This is a genomic window from Pseudalkalibacillus berkeleyi (assembly GCF_021608225.1).
GTDB lineage: Bacteria > Bacillota > Bacilli > Bacillales > Fictibacillaceae > Pseudalkalibacillus > Pseudalkalibacillus berkeleyi.
In genome coordinates this window covers 1,933,099-1,948,867 of record NZ_JAKIJS010000001.1, presented here as the reverse complement: position 1 = coordinate 1,948,867, position 15,769 = coordinate 1,933,099, and the positions used below count along the sequence as shown (strand labels likewise).

The following is a 15,769-nucleotide window of genomic DNA, read 5'->3' as shown; positions in this document are numbered from 1 at the left end:
CTGAAAGATTCCTTAGGATGTAGCAATTGAATGTCGCCCAGGAGCAATTTCTCTGAAATGATATAGTAGGAGAAGTCGGAGTCAAATCCGTTATCGTTGATGAGTTGTGTAGTTTCGTATAATTTGGACTACAAACAAAGGTGGTACCGCGAACTTCTTTCGTCCTTTGAGGATGGAAAGAGGTTTTTTTAGTTTTATGAGCTTTTTTCAAAAACACAAGGTATAAAGTTACATGTTGATTCAGGTTGCCGTATTTTGTAAATCATCACTTACATCATTAATCAATCATTCATAATAGAGGAGGAGATTCCATGTCTAAGCAGGAAATTTCGATGCCAACAAAGTATGATCCGCAACAAACGGAAGCGAAATGGTATCAATATTGGTTAGATGGAAAGTTTTTTGAAGCAAAAGGTGGAGAGGGTAAAAAGCCATACACAATCGTTATCCCACCACCGAACGTAACAGGGAAACTTCACTTAGGTCATGCTTGGGATACAACGTTACAAGATATCATGATTCGCACAAAACGTATGCAAGGCTATGATGCATTGTGGTTACCTGGAATGGATCATGCGGGGATTGCCACGCAAGCGAAAGTTGAAGGTAAACTAAAAGAAGAAGGAACAAATCGATACGAACTAGGACGTGAGAAATTCCTAGAGAAATCATGGGAATGGAAGCACGAATATGCGGAATTCATCCGTAAACAATGGTCAAAGATTGGATTGTCTCTCGACTATTCAAGAGAGCGGTTTACACTTGACGATGGACTTTCAAGTGCTGTTCGAGAAGTATTTGTCACGTTATATGAAAAAGGTCTGATCTACCGCGGCGAATACATCATTAACTGGGATCCACAAACGAAAACAGCTTTATCAGATATCGAAGTCATATACAAGGACGTTCAAGGTGCGCTTTATCATATGAGATATCCACTTGTTGATGGAAGTGGACATATCGAGATTGCTACGACTCGTCCAGAAACGATGCTCGGTGATACAGCAGTTGCGGTACATCCTGATGATGAACGCTATCAACATATGATCGGGAAGAAAGTTAAGCTCCCAATTACGGACCGTGAAATTGAGATCGTAGCGGATGATTATGTAGACATGGAATTTGGTTCTGGGGCTGTAAAAATTACACCTGCACATGACCCGAATGACTTTGAAATCGGTAACCGTCATAGTCTTGAACGTATTTTAGTCATGAATGAAGACGGCACGATGAATGATTCTGCTGGTCCTTATAAAGGGATGGATCGTTTCGCCTGTCGTAAACAGATCATCAAAGATCTCCAAGAGCAAGGTGTATTATTTGAAATTGAAGAACACATGCACAATGTAGGACATTCAGAACGTAGTGGTGCAATAGTTGAGCCGTACCTTTCAACGCAATGGTTCGTTAAAATGCAACCTCTTGCAGATCGTGCGATTGAACTACAAAAAGGCGATGACAAAGTCAACTTCGTCCCTGAGCGGTTTAATAAGACCTACTTGAACTGGATTGAAAATATACGTGACTGGTGTATTAGTCGTCAATTATGGTGGGGCCATCGAGTTCCAGCATGGTACCATAAAGAAACTGGTGAGATTTATGTAGGACGTACAGAGCCGTCTGACCCAGAGAACTGGGAACAAGATGAAGATGTTCTCGATACATGGTTTAGTTCAGCGTTATGGCCGTTTTCTACAATGGGTTGGCCTGATAAAACGTCTGAGGACTTAAAGCGATATTATCCAACAGATCTACTCGTAACAGGTTATGATATTATTTTCTTCTGGGTAGCACGTATGGTATTCCAAGGACTGGAGTTTACAGACGAACGTCCATTTAAAGATGTATTAATGCATGGACTTGTTCGTGACGCTGAAGGTCAGAAGATGAGTAAATCGCTTGGAAACGGTGTCGATCCTATGGATGTCATCGATAAATACGGAGCAGATTCACTTCGTTATTTCTTATCAACAGGTAGTGCGCCTGGGAACGATTTAAGATTCCACTGGGAAAAAGTAGAATCAACTTGGAACTTCGGAAACAAGATTTGGAATGCGTCCCGCTTTGCACTTATGAACATGGACGGTATGACGTACGATGAAATCGATTTAACCGGAGAAAAATCACTCGCTGATAAATGGATTTTAACTCGTTTGAATGAAACGATCGAATCGGTTACAAAGCTGATTGATGCTTATGAATTCGGTGAAGTTGGGCGTACCTTATACAACTTCATATGGGATGATTTCTGTGATTGGTACATTGAAATGGCTAAGCTTCCTTTATATGGAGAAGATGAAGCACAAAAGAAGACGACAAGATCTGTGCTCGCATATGTACTTGATCAAACGATGCGATTGTTGCATCCATTCATGCCTTTCATCACTGAGGAAATTTGGCAGCACATTCCACATGAAGGTGAATCCATTACAGTTGCTTCTTGGCCTGAAAAACGAGAAGACCTTCACTTTGTTGAGTCTGCAAAAGAAATGAAATTGCTAACTGAGATCATACGATCCGTTCGTAATACACGCTCTGAAATGAATGTACCACCTAGTAAGCCAATTGAAATTCAATTAAAGCCCCGAGATCAAGAAACATTGAAACAGCTGGAAACGAATCGAACCTACTTGGATCGTTTCTGTAACCCAGAACCGTTAACTTTGGCACTTGATATCGAAGCACCTGATAAAGCGATGACTTCAGTTGTAAGTGGAGTAGAAATCTTCCTTCCATTAGAAGGACTAATCGATATTGAAGAGGAAATTAAACGATTAGAAAACGAATATAAAAAGTGGAATTCAGAAGTAGATCGTGTTCAGAAGAAGTTAAATAATGAAGGATTCGTTAAGAAAGCCCCTGAAAAGGTTGTTGAAGAAGAACGTGCAAAGGAACAAATGTATCTTGATAACCGTCAGAAGGTTGAAGAACGAATTAAAGAATTGAAGAATTAGATATTATGAGGAGACGAATCGAATCAGATTCGTCTTCTTCATAGTACATAGGAGTTTTTAATATGAAAACATACGAAGAAACATTGCACTGGATACATGAGTTGCTCGCTTTTGGGATGAAGCCTGGACTATCCCGCATGGAAAAAATGCTTGAAGAACTAGGAAATCCTGAAAAGGAACTGACCTCCGTCCATATTGCAGGAACAAATGGGAAAGGCTCAACGCTCACATATATGCGATGTGTGCTACAAGAGGCTGGATACACTGTTGGAACCTTTACTTCACCTTATATAGAACAATTTAATGAACGGATTTCGATGAACGGTGTACCCATTCCAGATCAAGAGTTAGTCGCGGTTGCAAATGAAGTAAGACCCATTGTTGAAAAAGTAGCTGCAACTGAATTTGGCACACCAACTGAGTTTGAAGTTGTTACGGTATTGTCGATGGTTTATTTTGCTAGACATCAAAATCCTGACATTATCATATTTGAAACAGGACTAGGGGGGCGTTTTGATTCTACGAATGTCATTCAGCCAATTTTAACCGCAATTACAACAATCGGTTATGATCATACTGCTATATTAGGTGAAACGCTAGCTGAAATCGCATTTGAAAAAAGCGGGATAATGAAGAAAAACATTCCGATGGTAACGGGCGTTGAACAAGAGGAAGCACTACAAGTCATTGAAGAACAAGCGAGTGTAAAAAACGTTGAGTTGACAAAGCTAGATCAAGCTTGTTCAATCTTCAATCATATGGCACTGGAACAAGGGGAGCAATTCACATTACAAACAACTAGACACTTATATGAGAGTCTTCAACTTAAAATGAGCGGGGAGCATCAAGTGAAAAATGCGTCGCTCGCTGTACTATTAATAGAAAAGTTAATTGAGCATAACGAATTCAGGATTTCACAGAATGATATTTCAAATGGTCTTAAACAAGCATCATGGCCAGGAAGATTCGAAACAATGAGTGAGAATCCATTGATCATTGTTGATGGCGCACATAATAAAGAAGGAATTGAAAGTTTAAAAGCTACTTTAAAATCACATTATCCGAACAAGAATAAGCGGTTGATTTTTAGTGCGCTGAAAGATAAACCAATAGAAGAAATGTTATCAACATTATACGATACGATTGATCATATTACATTTACATCGTTTCGTTTTCATAGAGCTAGTTCTGCCGAATCACTTTATGATGTATGTACTTTTAAGAAGAAAGACCTAGAGGAAAATTTTGAAAAGGCGATTCGATTAGAAAGAGAAAAAATGGATGAAAATACTGTCCTAGTCATCACTGGATCACTTTATTTTATTTCAACAGTACGAAATTTTTTGAAAAATAAAAAATAAAGTAAATTCTTGGTGACAATTTTTAGAATTGTTTGTTAAAATATGAATAGGAAAAGTAGTACGTTAGTCACAAAGTGATTTGAAAGGGGGGCTGTGGATGAGTCAGAATGCTAAACGTATATTGGCAATCATTTGTTTGGCATCATGGGGTATAGTCCTCTGGGCATTTTCTACTTTTTCCATTCCCTCCTTGGACGGATATTGGTTCGATATCTTCGGCATGTTGTTGCTTATGGTCGTCGTAGCTCTTTTTCCTATTCAAATCATGGGCACAAACATTTCATTCATACAAGGTATTTCCCTGGCAGTGTTTTTACATTTTGGTTTATTGGTAGAGCTTGTTCTCGTTCAGATTACGATTGCGATTTCTATTATGAAGCTAAGGTATCCATTATATCGACTTGGTACGAGCTCCATCATGTTTATGGTAGTTTCTGCGAACGCAGCGATAGTCTATTACTTATTAGGAGGAGAAATTGGCGGCCTCGGTATGAATGAGTACCCAGCACTCATTCCTGTTATTGGCTACTCTATTACAGCCATTTTAACGAATCACATCATCTTATATTTTCTACGAAATGAAATATATAAAGAGAAGAGTTCATTGTTCGCAAAGGATTTTCTTTGGGAACTTCTCATGGAATTAATTATCCTACCAGTAGGGATCACCTTCTTCATTCTATACTCTCAATTAGGAACAGCAGCCATTCTTTTTGTCGGCCTGCCATTCGTAGTGATCTCGTTAATTTTGCGGCTGTATCATTCTAGCCAAAAGATCAATCACCTTCTAAAGTTTACGAGTAAAATTGGACAAGAATTGACAGAGAGCCTAAATGTTGATGAAATCTTAGATATTTATCTCGCGCGTATGACGAAAATGTTAAAAGTAGACTATGCATACATACTTGATATTAATGATGGAGAAAACCTGAACGTAATAAGAAGGTATGAATCTAAAAAAGTACCTACGATTCAAATCTCAGGATTGGTAAAAGGCGAAGGCATCAGTGGTAAGGTTTGGGAAAGTGGCAATAGCTTAAGATTTGAAAGACGACATCAATGGCGTAAATTCTCACGTGGTTTTATGCCGCTTTCAGCACAATCTGTCCTATCTGTACCCATGTATCGAAATCAAGAAGTCGTTGGCGTTATTACGTTTATTTCGACTCAAAAAAGAGCATATGAAAAATCGCATGAGATGATCTTAGAAATTATTTCAAACTACTTGGCAGTTGCTATTGAGAAAGCAAAGAACTATGAAGCGACTAAGCATAAAAGTGAACGATGTCATCTTACGAATTTATATAATTACCGATATTTTGAAGACGTGCTCTCAGAAATGTATGTGAATCATAAACAGAGCAGAAAACCATTTTCATTGATCTTACTTGATATCGACCATTTCAAAAAGGTAAACGATACCTTCGGTCACCAAGCTGGTAACGTTGTGCTTTGTCAGGTCGCCGATCGCCTTGTGCAAATCATTGGCGATAATGGTACTGTGGCAAGATATGGCGGTGAAGAATTTGTCATTCTATTAGAAGATCTTGCACACTCTGACACTTTGGAGTTAGCAGAGGCAATTAGAGAAGATATATCATTGAACACCTTCACGATTAAAAATGACTTAGGTGATTATAGAAACAAAGCGATTAACATAACCGTCAGTATAGGCGTCGCAACAGCACCGGAACAAGGTGAAGATCCACTAACTCTTATACGAAACGCTGACCGCGCCATGTACACAGGAGCCAAACAAAAAGGAAGAAATAAAGTAGCAAGCTATATCGGATAGGTTAAGGACCAAGCAGAATGAAAATCTGCTTGGTCTTTTTTGTGTGGATGAAAAGGAACGGAGAGGAAGGAGATTCGGGGAAGTGAAACGTAAGAGTGGAAGAACCCTGTAAATTGCTTGCAACTCCGGAGAAAGAATTGGACTTCTTTCTAACGGCAATAGCCTCATGAAACTAGGATTCATCTCCAAGTTTCTTAATCCCCTAAGACGAACAAGGATTTTTTGTCGATTTCTGAAAATTTTTCCTTTTCAACAGGAACATTTTACTAGATAATAAGAATAGGTACATAAATATTGAGGGGGTTAGTATGAAGAGTATAGTAAGATCTAATCAAGGTGGTGTCTTAGTCATTGTCTTGATGGTCATTATGGTAATTGGCCTCTTAATACCAGCATCATATTCTATGTATAACAAGTTATTGTTAAACGACGCCAGAATCGTCCATCAAAAGCAAGCGGTCAACATCGCAGTCAGTGCGATGGAATCCTTTGAAAACTTAAGTCCTCAAGAACAAGTGAAATATTTACTCTCAAATTCCAACTTACTTAATAAACCTTTAGAAATTCTTTCAAGTTCAAGGGGTTCTCACAATTTATATCATCATGTCCTTGATAAAAACGGGAAAAAGTTGACCTTCGACAAATTCTCAACGTATTCAGGTGAGTACACGTTGGTCATTCAAGGTGTATCTGGAGATAAAAATGGTAATCATCAAAAAGATCCTGGAGAGTCTTTTTACACGGAACATGAAATGAAGCTCCTTACGACAACTGGTCTAGGACCTGGGCAACACGTCTATTTACATCAGGATGAGCGATTTGTTCCTTTTGATACCTACATAAAAGGTACTCCTTATTATGGTGACATTACGATCTTTGATGTAAATGATGGTAGCAATGAGTACCATAGAGATTCCAAAATTGAAATTGTGGCAAATGGAAATATCAACTTTAAAGGTGGATATAAAATCCAGGCTGAATGGAATGGCGAAGGTGCTATAAAAGATAATGACGACGAAGATGATTGCGAAGAAGAAGACGATGATAAAGAAAAAAAGAAGCAGAAAAAGAAAGATGACGATGATTGTGATGATGGAAATGGTAAAGATAAAAAACAAAATTATCCATACAACATCCTCGTACATTCTAAGCATGGGAATATCATTATGAATGACACAACACTAGAAACTATCGGAAACAGTGCAAGAAGAAATCTTATCGTTCAGGCACCAAATGGGGATGTAACAGTAATCAATTCAACAATGATTTCAAAAAGGGATATATACTTATTTGCTGGATGGGAATTTACGCAAGGGAACAACAAAAAAGTAATCCCATCAAAGGTAACGAGTGGAAAGATCTTGGTAGATCTAAACAATACCTTCAAAGGGACTACTATTAAGAAGCCTGTCTTATTTAATAACTGATCCTTCATACACATTAATTGTTAAAGTGAGATTCTCTTGTTTGGATTTAAGTCCGGTTTTAGAATAATAGATCTTCAAATATCCAATACCCTCAGATAGCGTTGCAATTGCGCTATCTTTTTCATTGTGAAACTCGATTTTGTTTACAGGTAAAGAAAAAGAATGATTTACTGTCCCGTCTTTTTCTAGTGTTAGTGTATTACCGTTCAATTTTAGATTAATTGTTTTCCCTTCCCTTTGCTTGAAAGTTAGGGAGTGACCTGAAAAGGTTATTTCTAAAGGTGACGAGAGTTCCCTTGTTAAAACGGTTTGCAATTCCTGGACTTTCGATTCTGTTTGAGTGATTCCTTTTGTATGAATCCATGAACCTTGGACATATGTAATCATACTGTATGACACACCGACAATCATAGAAAATATTGTAATAGTCGCCAATAGTTCTATTAAAGTAATGCCCTTTTCATTCTTCATATCAATTCCCCCATGATACGACTACTGTAATGATTACTTGTTCGAGTGACTCTAGTTCAAGTCCGCCTTTATCTTTTTTATCAATATAGATACCAGAAAGAACCACTTTGTTCGACTGATTAATCGTTCCAGGCTTGGATTTAACATACCCTTTCACAGAATATGGTCCTTCGCTCGTTGCAAAGTTGTCTTTTGGTTTGTTCTCAAGCGCTTCGTTTAATGTTCTTTCAGCTATCGAGATCGCTTCTGCTTTCCGGTCATGTAGTTGAGTAGCAGTTGTAACGTAGCTGGTGGTTTGTGAGATGAGGGTGAATACGATCCCTATAATGACAATGGTAACTAAGACTTCAATTAAAGACATGCCCTTTTGATTTTTCATCATCATTTTTCAACTACTTTCTTCATAATTAACTATATTTTAACATTATTTTCATTTATTATATAGATTAATAGTAAAGAAGAATCAAAAGCGATAAAGGGTGGTAGTATGAAACTGCGATTAGGTGATCTTCTTCTTAGTAAAGAAATGATTACACAGGCACAGCTGGATGAAGTATTAAAAGACAAACCAAGGAACCAGAAGCTAGGTGACGCACTCGTTGATCGCGGAATCATTACGGAAAATAAACTAATTGAAGTTCTTGAGTTCCAATTAGGCATTCCACATGTACGCCTTACCAACACGGAAATAGACGCTAGTCTCATGTCTCTTGTCCCAAAAGAATTAGCGAGAAGAAATGTTTACATACCCATTCGGAAACAAAACGATCAACTTACTGTTGCGATGGCAGATCCGATGGACTTCTATGCCATTGAGGATTTACGCCTATCTACAGGTTTTCAAATTATGCCGGTTATTGCAGGCAAGACCGAAATTATTCAAGCCATTAATAAATATTACGGAAAACCCGTGCAAGGAAAGCCTGATGGAGCACCGAAGAAGGAAGAGGAATTGGAAGCCTCAGCAGTAAAAGTCGTCGATCAAATTCTCTCTGATGCAGTTGAGAGTCTAGCAAGTGATATACATATCGATCCACAGGAACAGCAGGTTCTCGTACGATTTCGAGTCGATGGTGTGCTCCGTAATGAGCACTCATTCCCTAAAAAAATACAGAGCGCTATCATCTCAAGGATTAAAGTTATGGCCGATTTAGATATTACTGAGTTCAGAATCCCGCAGGATGGACGTATTAAATTAAAGTTAAACAATAGTAAAGTAGATTTGCGTATTTCCATTCTTCCGACAATGCATGGTGAAAAGGTTGTTATCCGATTATTGGATTTATCAAAAACAAACTTGAATATGTCTGCGCTACATTTTACAGAAAAAAATGAACGGATTTTCAAATCTTTACTGGACCGGCCGAACGGGTTGATGTTATTGACGGGTCCTACTGGGTCAGGTAAAACGTCCACACTCTATACTGGACTGAGTAGGTTGAACCGGGAGGAAGTTAATATTATTACGGTTGAGGATCCTGTTGAGTATCAGCTTCAAGGTATTAATCAAATTCAGGTGAATACATCCGTTGGGCTGACATTCTCTAGTGGTTTGCGTTCGATTCTAAGACAAGATCCTAACATCATCATGGTTGGGGAAATCCGTGATGCAGAGACAGCTGAGATTGCGATTCAGTCCTCACTAACAGGTCATCTTGTGCTCTCGACATTACATACGAATGATGCGATTAGTGCAATTACCCGGTTGATTGATATGGGCATTGAGCCGTATTTAATTGCCTCTTCATTATCTGGCGTAGTCGGTCAGCGACTCGTACGAAAAATCTGCAATGACTGCATACAAGAATATACGCCGAGCGAGAAAGAGAGAGAGATCTTTTTGACGAGAAATTTATCTGTTGAAACCTTATATCGCGGAGCGGGGTGTGCAAGCTGCAGAAATTCTGGATTTAAAAGAAGGATACCTATTCACGAAGTCATTCAACTTGACGATATTATACGTGAATTGATCTTACAGAAAAAGTCAAACGATGCAATCAAAAAACATTTTCAGGAAAACGATACGAAGTGGTTGTTTGATGATGGATTAATGAAAGCGAAGCAAGGATTGACGACAATAGAAGAGGTCATTAGTGTGTCATTGGTTGACTAGGGGGAGTTTGGGATGAAATATACATTAGAGTTTGTTCAAGAATTATTAATTGAAGCCCACAAAATGAAAGCATCTGATGTTCACTTATCTAGTGGGTTAGTACCGGTATTTCGAATTCATGGAGAGCTCAATCAACGTGATCTGCCAAGATTGACACCTGAAGATGCGGAGCATATTGCAAGAGAATTGATGGATGAAACGGAATGGAAGGAATTCAATGAAACGGGTGAGTTGGACTTTTCATACGGAATTGCGATGATTTCAAGGTTCAGGATTAACGCGTTTTATCAACGATCTAGTATTAGTCTAGCGATTCGAATCATTCCAAATGAAATTCCAGCAATCGAGCAGCTTGGGCTCCCAACTACAATCAATGAAATTATGCACAAGTCTCAAGGACTTGTATTAGTAACTGGCCCTACTGGGAGCGGTAAATCAACAACTCTAGCTTCGATGATCAATTATGTGAATCAGCATATGAATCGGAATATCATTACATTAGAAGATCCAATTGAATACTTACATAGGCATAATAAATCCGTCATCCTGCAAAGAGAAATTGGATTAGATACGAAGGGGTTCCCTTCAGGTTTACGGGCTGCATTACGTCAGGACCCTGATATTATTCTTGTTGGGGAAATGCGAGACTTAGAGACGATATCAACGGCGATTACGGCTGCTGAAACTGGACATCTTGTGCTAGGTACTTTGCATACGACGGATGCACCTTCGACGATTGACCGAATCATTGACGTCTTCCCAGCAAACCAGCAATCTCAAATAAGAGTGCAACTCGCATCTGTTATGGTTTCTGTTATTTCCCAAAGGTTATTGACGAACCAAAGTAAAGATGGACGAAAGCTCGTTACAGAACTGCTTATTAATAATTCCGGAATATCGAACTTAATCCGTAACGAGAAAATTTATCAAATCAAGAGTTTGATGCAGACGAGCAAAGCACAAGGTATGTATACATTGGAAATGTCGATCCAAGAGGCGTTACGTGCAGGTGAGATCTCATCTGAAACTGCAAAACCATTCTTAAAAGAGATGATGGTTTAATATGGCGATTTACGTATACCAGGGTAGGGATCCTACTGGAAAAAAGACGAAGGGCCAAGTAGATGCAGAGACGAAAACAAGTGCTGTCTCCATGCTCAAGGAGCGTGGCATTATTCCAATCGACATTGCAGAGCATCGTGAAAGTGTCTTTACGAAGGATATTTCCATTTCCAAAGGGATTAACCCACGAGAACTCGTCATGTTCTTAAGACAATTTTCCGCGTTACTAGAAGCAGGAATTTCTGTTGTGAAATCTGTTCATATCCTACATGATCAGTCACAGTACAAACCATTGAAGAGTGCATTAAGTACTATTAAGGATCAAGTACAAGAGGGAGAATCACTTTCAAATGCGATGAATCGTCATCCGAATGTCTTTCCGCAAATGGTCATCCACTTAACGAGAGTTGGAGAAGTGAGCGGAAACTTGGATTCTGCGATGATACGGCTCGCAGATTATTTTGAGAAACGGTATGAGATGCGGCAAAAAGTAATATCAGCCTTAACCTATCCGATTCTTTTAGGCGTCGTATCAATTGCGGTATTAAATGTATTACTGTACATGGTCGTTCCACGATTTACATCCATGTATGCGAACTCGGAACAAGAATTACCGATGTTAACGAAATGGGTTTTATCAATTAGTCAGTTCACATTATCGTATTGGTGGGTATTTATTACCCTTGGGTTTGTAGTAATATTAGCATTCTATTTTTTTAGAAAAAAAGAGTATGGTAAATATTACATAGATTATGCTATACTAAAGGTGCCAATATTAGGCACTATTTTACAAAAAACGCTAATTATTGAATTTTCCAGAACGCTCAGCTCCCTATTTACTAGCTCAGTCCCCATCCTGCAATCGATGAAGATCACTCGTAACATCGTGAACAATAACGTCTTCAAAAAGATCATAAACGAGTCGATACAATCTGTAGAGGAAGGAAATTCAATGACCGTTCCAATGAGGGGTGATTGGCCTTTTCCACCGTTAGTGCTACATATGATCCTGATTGGTGAACAAACAGGAAACTTGGATGCCATGCTAACGAAAATTACTCAGTTTTATGAATCCGAAGTAGATCACATTACCGATCGACTTCAAGCATTGTTAGAGCCGGTGTTGATTTTGTTCTTGTCACTCGTTGTCGGTGTGATTGTTCTATCTGTCGTATTGCCCATGTTCGGGTTATATGAAAATATCAATCTATAAAAAAGGGGAGTTCAATGTATGAAAAAGATTTTATCAAAGAGAATGAAAGCCGTTAAGTCTGAAAAAGGATTTACACTTGTTGAGTTACTAGCAACGATCGTTATTTTAGGAATTATTGCTGCGATTGCAGTGCCATCTATTGGTGGATTGATGGAAAAAACAAAAACTAATGCACATACAGCTAATGAGGAAAGCGTTGAAGAGGCTGCTAGATTGTATATTGTTGCTGAAGAATATGAAAGTGGAACTTTAACAGATACGCAATTAGTACCAGACTATCTTGAAGAAATACCAGAAGATCCTCAGACTGGTAGCGCTTATACTACACTCAGTGTCGCGGTTGCAGATGGAAAAGTAACAGGTGTAACTTTATCAAGTGGAACATCATCTCCATAATAGATAGTTCTGATATCAATATGATTTTTTAAACAACCCTCTCCTACGAGAGGGTTTCATTCCTATATAGGGGTAGATTTTGATGTACATAGCGTTATTTTTTATTTTTGGTTTGGTGTTTGGTTCCTTTTATAATGTGGTTGGGTTGCGGGTGCCTGAGAAAAAGTCGATTGTCCGTCCAGGTTCCCATTGTACAAGCTGCCAGCGACCACTTTCATCCATTGACCTAATTCCTGTTCTTTCTTACAAACTTTTTAAAGGAAAATGTCGCACTTGCGATTCAAAAATATCTCCCATTTATCCGATGATAGAAGTAAGCACTGGATTATTGTTTACTTTTAGCTATCTACAATTTGGATGGTCACCAGAGCTAATCGGCAGTCTGATCATTGTCTCGCTACTTATCATCATTTTTATTAGCGATATTTTTTACATGCTGATTCCAGATAAAATCCTATTATTCTTTGCACCATTGGTCATCTTGTACCGTTTTTGGATACCGACAGAACCTTGGTGGGACGCTTGGCTCGGTAGTATCATCGGCTTTAGTTTATTATTCCTCATTGCTGTTATTAGTAAAGGTGGAATGGGTGGCGGTGATATAAAACTATTTGCAGTTCTAGGTCTCTTCTTCGGTTGGAAAGGGATATTGCTAATCCTATTTCTCGCATCGCTTATCGGTTCCGTTATCGGGATAATATTAATGATCCTCAAAAAAGTTGAACGTAAACAGCACGTGCCATTCGGTCCATTCATTGTGTTGGCCGCTTTCATTACATTGTTCTGGGGAGACATCATACTAGATTGGTACTTTAGGTAAAGGAGTTCAACGACCGTGAAACTGTTCAAAAGTGCGCTGCCTATATTTATTGTGTTTCAAGATGATTGCATTCGATACGTTACGATGAAAAGTCAATCGCCTTTAGTCATTCATAAAATTGGCGAAACGAAATTACCAGCCGGCATCATTCAAAAGGGACGAATCCTTGATAAACATGCCTTAACTAAGATCGTCACTAGCTGTGTGAACAACTGGAAAATGAAAGGTAAGAAAGTTCGTTTCGCGATACCAGATGCCATTTCATTTATTCGTAAAATCCCGATTCCTTCCACGATTCCTGAAAAGGAATTAGATGGATACATACAAGTAGAATTAGGTGCTACTATTCATGTCCCTTTTGATGAACCAGTTTTCGATCTTCACAAGCTGAAAGAGGAAGAGGAGCATATTGATTATTTGTTATTTGCTGCTCCAGAAGCCGTGATGAAGGATTATATGGAAGTTTTAAATGATGCAAAACTAAAACCTTTAGACGCTGAGCTCTCTTCTCTCGCAATCTATCGCCTTTATTATCATTTGGAATTAGTAGATCCTGCGAAAAGGTATTTACTACTGAATCTTGAGCGGGATGGTATTAATGGATCTGCATTTTACCAGCATTCACCCATGTTTACACGCTTCATCTCTTTGAATACGATTGGTCAGTTCTCGGCAAATGAGGACCACGATTTCTTTGATATTGATGGTCGCTGGAATGAAGTAACGACTGAGCTTGGTCGTATCATGAACTTTTATCAATTTTCTCTTTCTGATGGAGCGGAATTTGATGCCATACTCGTTTCAGGTGATCATCCGCAATATGAAGCATTTATAGAAAAAGTAGAATCAGAGTATGATATGAAAGTGATTCAAATACCAGAAGAAAAGGTCAAACTTGAACGTGGATTGGATGTTCAGCGTGAGTTTTTTACGACAGTTGGCTTAGGGTTGAGGGGGAGTCACCGTGCAGGTTGATATTAATTTACTCCCGAAAAAAAGGAGCGGACTTCGATCCAGTAAAGTAGCTTTTATGATCGTTATTACCTTATTTATGTTTTGTTCAATCGGTATTGGAAGCATTTATTATATAAGTTCTCAAAATATTTCTCAGCTTGAAGCAGATTACAAGGCGCATCAATCACAGACAGAAAGATTGCAGGTGCAGTTATCTGAAATAAACGAAAATGGTTCTTCATCGGTTGGTAACGAATTTGAAAGTCTTGTAGGGACGAGGGTGGAAACGATTAAAGTCATTGATCATATCCTAAAACGGTTACCTGCAGGTGGTCTATTAAATATTTCCTATGCTGAAGATGGAAATGTAAATGTGATGGCTTCCTTTAAAAGCTTAGAGGACGTTGCAGCATATCAAAAACAATTGGTTCAAGCGGAAGGTATGTACAGCATTGAATTGCTAAAGCTCAATCAACAAGAATCAGAGGACGCTTCAACGAAATCCTACATCGCAAACCTACATGTGAAATATGAGCCTCTACAATATTTAAGTCAAGGAGGAACACGATAATGTCTACAGTTCCTTCTCAAAAAAGGTTGCTCGCTTTATTATCATTTATACTTGTTCTTGTGCTGATCGCAAGCTATGTGTGGCTCGTCCACCCATCATTTGCACATATCGAACAACTGGAAAAAGACATCAAAAATGAGAAAACACTCATTCAAGCTACCAAAGTGAAATTAAAAGAAAAATCCGCTGAAGAGTCCGATATTGCGTTTTCACTTCCTTCATATCCTGCAACAGATCAGATTGTACTTCATTTACGGAATGCAGAAAAAGAAGCGTCTAGTGAAATTCGTAATTTATCATTTGAAGAGAACCAAGGTGAGGATGAAGAGAAGCAAGGTGAACAAACGGTGACTTCTTCACAGCTTCAACCATTGACATTTTCTTTGGAGGTCAGTTCCCCTAACATTGAATCTGTTAAGAAGTTCGTAAGTACGCTGGAAAGCAGTGAGCGGCTGTACAAAGTATTGAAATTAGATCTTACAGCAGCATCTAGTGAAGAAGAAAAAGCGCCTATCATCTACACAATCGACCTGGAGACTTACTATCAATAATTATTGTCAAAAATACTCGAACACTTTCCTGAACAAGACGACAGAGGTCTTGTTCTTTTTCATTTGGTCTATGGTATATTC

The 15,769-nt window shown here is 38.6% G+C and carries 14 protein-coding genes and 1 other annotated feature (1 of these 15 cut by a window edge); of the genes, 12 read left to right on the top strand and 2 right to left on the bottom strand.

Annotated elements, in window-relative coordinates; translation table 11 throughout:
* Positions 1–170, top strand: a binding site (T-box leader) (it extends 58 nt beyond the left edge of the window).
* Positions 171–311: 141 nt separating this feature from the next.
* The 4 genes from L2716_RS10295 (at position 312) to L2716_RS10280 (ending at position 7,537) form a co-directional block, all read left to right on the top strand.
* Complete coding sequence (locus L2716_RS10295) at positions 312–2,954, top strand: valine--tRNA ligase (RefSeq protein ID WP_236334277.1); 2,643 nt, start codon at positions 312–314, stop codon at positions 2,952–2,954.
* Positions 2,955–3,016: 62 nt separating this feature from the next.
* Positions 3,017–4,315: a bifunctional folylpolyglutamate synthase/dihydrofolate synthase gene (locus L2716_RS10290; protein WP_236334275.1), complete on the top strand. Its 1,299-nt coding sequence runs from the start codon at positions 3,017–3,019 to the stop codon at positions 4,313–4,315.
* 97 nt (positions 4,316–4,412) lie between these two features.
* A complete protein-coding gene (locus tag L2716_RS10285; protein ID WP_236334273.1) occupies positions 4,413–6,110 on the top strand; it encodes a GGDEF domain-containing protein in 1,698 nt (565 codons plus the stop codon).
* Between the two features lie 308 nt (positions 6,111–6,418).
* The gene (locus L2716_RS10280) at positions 6,419–7,537 is read left to right on the top strand and encodes a hypothetical protein (RefSeq protein WP_236334271.1); all 1,119 of its coding nucleotides are present in this window, start codon (positions 6,419–6,421) and stop codon (positions 7,535–7,537) included.
* On the opposite strand, the gene L2716_RS10275 is transcribed toward L2716_RS10280, so the two are convergent.
* Together L2716_RS10275 and L2716_RS10270 are read right to left on the bottom strand one after the other, a co-directional pair.
* Positions 7,523–8,008, bottom strand: a complete 486-nt coding sequence (locus L2716_RS10275) for a PulJ/GspJ family protein (protein WP_236334269.1) — start codon at positions 8,006–8,008, stop codon at positions 7,523–7,525. The genes L2716_RS10280 and L2716_RS10275 overlap by 15 nt on opposite strands.
* Position 8,009: 1 nt before the next feature.
* Positions 8,010–8,387 (bottom strand): type II secretion system protein, encoded by a 378-nt coding sequence (locus tag L2716_RS10270; RefSeq protein ID WP_236334267.1) that lies wholly within the window; start codon positions 8,385–8,387, stop codon positions 8,010–8,012.
* Positions 8,388–8,495: 108 nt separating this feature from the next.
* Between L2716_RS10270 and L2716_RS10265 the strand changes: the two genes are divergently transcribed.
* The 8 genes from L2716_RS10265 to L2716_RS10230 all read left to right on the top strand — a co-directional run bounded on the left by L2716_RS10265 (position 8,496) and on the right by L2716_RS10230 (position 15,688).
* Positions 8,496–10,121 carry a GspE/PulE family protein gene (locus L2716_RS10265; RefSeq protein ID WP_236334265.1) on the top strand — a complete coding sequence of 542 codons (1,626 nt, stop codon included), beginning with the start codon at positions 8,496–8,498 and terminating at the stop codon, positions 10,119–10,121.
* Between the two features lie 12 nt (positions 10,122–10,133).
* Positions 10,134–11,183, top strand: coding sequence for a type IV pilus twitching motility protein PilT (locus L2716_RS10260; protein ID WP_236334263.1), 1,050 nt, complete (start codon positions 10,134–10,136; stop codon positions 11,181–11,183).
* Between the two features lies 1 nt (position 11,184).
* The gene (locus L2716_RS10255; protein ID WP_236334261.1) at positions 11,185–12,396 is read left to right on the top strand and encodes a type II secretion system F family protein; all 1,212 of its coding nucleotides are present in this window, start codon (positions 11,185–11,187) and stop codon (positions 12,394–12,396) included.
* A gap of 18 nt (positions 12,397–12,414) precedes the next feature.
* Complete coding sequence (locus L2716_RS10250) at positions 12,415–12,792, top strand: type II secretion system protein (protein WP_236334259.1); 378 nt, start codon at positions 12,415–12,417, stop codon at positions 12,790–12,792.
* Positions 12,793–12,874: 82 nt separating this feature from the next.
* The gene (locus L2716_RS10245; RefSeq protein ID WP_236334257.1) at positions 12,875–13,612 is read left to right on the top strand and encodes a prepilin peptidase; all 738 of its coding nucleotides are present in this window, start codon (positions 12,875–12,877) and stop codon (positions 13,610–13,612) included.
* A 15-nt stretch (positions 13,613–13,627) separates the two neighbouring features.
* Positions 13,628–14,587, top strand: coding sequence for a type IV pilus biogenesis protein PilM (pilM, locus tag L2716_RS10240; RefSeq protein ID WP_236334255.1), 960 nt, complete (start codon positions 13,628–13,630; stop codon positions 14,585–14,587).
* Positions 14,577–15,137 carry a hypothetical protein gene (locus L2716_RS10235; protein WP_236334253.1) on the top strand — a complete coding sequence of 187 codons (561 nt, stop codon included), beginning with the start codon at positions 14,577–14,579 and terminating at the stop codon, positions 15,135–15,137. The genes pilM and L2716_RS10235 overlap by 11 nt, the downstream gene beginning before the upstream one ends.
* Entirely contained in the window at positions 15,137–15,688 is a 552-nt protein-coding gene (locus L2716_RS10230) for a type II secretion system protein M (RefSeq protein WP_236334251.1), read from the top strand. Before L2716_RS10235 ends, L2716_RS10230 begins: the two co-directional genes overlap by 1 nt.
* Positions 15,689–15,769 lie beyond the last annotated feature (81 nt).

Excerpts from the sequence above, each read along its gene's own strand:
- L2716_RS10270 (WP_236334267.1), bottom strand. The coding sequence starts at position 8,387 with ATGAAAAATCAAAAGGGCATGTCTTTAATTGAAGTCTTAGTTACCATT.
- L2716_RS10260 (WP_236334263.1), top strand. The coding sequence starts at position 10,134 with ATGAAATATACATTAGAGTTTGTTCAAGAATTATTAATTGAAGCCCAC.
- L2716_RS10255 (WP_236334261.1), top strand. The coding sequence starts at position 11,185 with ATGGCGATTTACGTATACCAGGGTAGGGATCCTACTGGAAAAAAGACG.
- L2716_RS10280 (WP_236334271.1), top strand. The coding sequence starts at position 6,419 with ATGAAGAGTATAGTAAGATCTAATCAAGGTGGTGTCTTAGTCATTGTC.
- L2716_RS10285 (WP_236334273.1), top strand. The coding sequence starts at position 4,413 with ATGAGTCAGAATGCTAAACGTATATTGGCAATCATTTGTTTGGCATCA.
- L2716_RS10275 (WP_236334269.1), bottom strand. The coding sequence starts at position 8,008 with ATGAAGAATGAAAAGGGCATTACTTTAATAGAACTATTGGCGACTATT.
- L2716_RS10245 (WP_236334257.1), top strand. The coding sequence starts at position 12,875 with ATGTACATAGCGTTATTTTTTATTTTTGGTTTGGTGTTTGGTTCCTTT.
- L2716_RS10295 (WP_236334277.1), top strand. The coding sequence starts at position 312 with ATGTCTAAGCAGGAAATTTCGATGCCAACAAAGTATGATCCGCAACAA.
- L2716_RS10250 (WP_236334259.1), top strand. The coding sequence starts at position 12,415 with ATGAAAAAGATTTTATCAAAGAGAATGAAAGCCGTTAAGTCTGAAAAA.
- L2716_RS10265 (WP_236334265.1), top strand. The coding sequence starts at position 8,496 with ATGAAACTGCGATTAGGTGATCTTCTTCTTAGTAAAGAAATGATTACA.
- L2716_RS10230 (WP_236334251.1), top strand. The coding sequence starts at position 15,137 with ATGTCTACAGTTCCTTCTCAAAAAAGGTTGCTCGCTTTATTATCATTT.
- L2716_RS10290 (WP_236334275.1), top strand. The coding sequence starts at position 3,017 with ATGAAAACATACGAAGAAACATTGCACTGGATACATGAGTTGCTCGCT.